Consider the following 877-nt stretch of genomic DNA (forward strand, 5'->3'; position numbering starts at 1 on the left):
TCGTGCCTCACTTATTTTAGCCAACTGTAATTTGCCGCTTAAAACGGCGTTAGATGTATAAGGATATATAGGTGTTCGAAAAACTAGTTTCCCTAATTAATTTATTAAGACCCAAATTTTATAATAAAATCACATGGCTGGTCGTTGGTTCAGGCGTGGTTCTCTTATCAACGCCACTTTGGCAGGACATTCTAGTTTCTTTTCTTAATATCAACTATTCGATGAACTTAAATACAGCAGATAATAGCCTTTTGGGTGTTTTTACTATCGCTTTAGGTTTGTTTTATCACCTCGTGACCACATCAATATTTGAATATACAACAGCTATTGAAAATCGTAATAAAACAGCAGATATTACACTATCTAAAACACGTGAATTAGATCACGACGTTAAGGTGTTTCAAGAAATAGATGTAAACCTTAGAGAGCGAGATTTATTAAACTATATAGATACCATAGAAACTGACCACTCATTTACATCTAGCTCGAAATCTAAGGTTTATCCTGTATATTTCTTCGCAGAAGAAAGCAAATATGAGTTTATTGATCCTGAACTTAATCAAGCACTGGAAAAATTTGTAATAGCTTTAACTGAACAAATGCAGTGGTGTTCTTGTCATTTTTGGACTCACCCTAATCATATTAAAATGGAAGACCCACGGTATTGCTTACATCCAGACCTAAATGAAGAACGAGGCGGTAGGTCAGATCGTGAAGCGGATATCGCATATACAGATTTTTCAAAAACACTTAATAAGCTAACTAAAGAAACAACGAATACATATAAAGCATTTAGAAAAACAGTAAAGTGTAAATTATACATCTAATCGGGTAGCCGGAGGTCTCTAACCTCCAGCCCCCACACCACCCATCATGC

General features: G+C 35.5%; 1 protein-coding gene. It reads left to right on the forward strand.

Going from position 1 to position 877, the window contains the following annotated elements; all coding sequences use genetic code 11:
• Positions 1-71: 71 nt before the first annotated feature.
• The gene (locus tag GQR38_RS19950) at positions 72-827 is read left to right on the forward strand and encodes a hypothetical protein (protein ID WP_165723111.1); all 756 of its coding nucleotides are present in this window, start codon (positions 72-74) and stop codon (positions 825-827) included.
• Positions 828-877 lie beyond the last annotated feature (50 nt).

It is taken from the genome of Pseudoalteromonas sp. c7(2019) (assembly GCF_011378625.1).
GTDB classification, from domain to species: domain Bacteria; phylum Pseudomonadota; class Gammaproteobacteria; order Enterobacterales; family Alteromonadaceae; genus Pseudoalteromonas; species Pseudoalteromonas arctica.